Consider the following 860-nt stretch of genomic DNA (forward strand, 5'->3'; position numbering starts at 1 on the left):
GAATAATATCGGTTGCTTAAACTTTCTGGAGAAATAACTTTGGTCTTATGGGTTTTGAAAGTAGAGGATAAAAACTCAAAAAATGTTTTTTTAGACCCTTCCAGCATTCCTTGCTCATATAATAATCTGGTGATTAATGAGATTTCGGAAACGGACAGTTTTAAAACCTTTTTTGTGTCTTGAGAATACCCGGTTATTTTTTCTTTGACCAATGCTGGAGATGAACTTTCCATAGTTCTTTGCAGCGCATTAATTTCTTCTCGAATCCAAATTAATAATTGCTCTTTTAACGATGGGAAATTAGGGTTGTATTTAGTGGAACTAGTAACTGTGGTTGTTTTTATTTCTTTTAAAAACTGATGTAGTATATTGATCTTCTTTTGTGTTCCATACGTTCTCTTTACCTTTTTTGAAATGTACTCATCTCTCAGATAAAAGAATATTTTGAACGTGTTAAACTCCAGGCTAATCAGCACAGCATATACATCTTCAACAACAATGGTATCTTTAGAAAGTAATTTGAACAATACTTTAATATAAACAGAATAATACTCCTTTTTCTGATAGGTGAATCCAAATAAATTATTGTCAATAATTTTATTAAGTGGATCACAAATAATCTCAGTTAATTGTAAAGGAATATCTAATGCATTAAGCATTGCTATTAAAAGTCGACATCGTTCTTTTTTTTGATGCACATACCAAAGTCTTCTTTGATAAGGTATTTCTAAAGAAGGTTCTAGATATTTAGGAAAAGAAATCTCTAAATAATCTAAGATAGCATCGAGCGTCTGATATATCAGTTTGAAAATGTCAGTTATTGATTTATCTTCTGAAATCTGATATTTCTCGTTTTTATC

1 protein-coding gene is annotated in these 860 nt (G+C 30.1%); it reads right to left on the reverse strand.

The window, feature by feature from the left end; all coding sequences use genetic code 11:
- Positions 1–860 (reverse strand): hypothetical protein (locus tag Q0910_RS28495; protein ID WP_299224232.1); only part of this gene is annotated, 860 nt, incomplete at both ends.

It is taken from the genome of uncultured Aquimarina sp., from assembly GCF_947495315.1.
Taxonomy (GTDB): domain Bacteria; phylum Bacteroidota; class Bacteroidia; order Flavobacteriales; family Flavobacteriaceae; genus Aquimarina.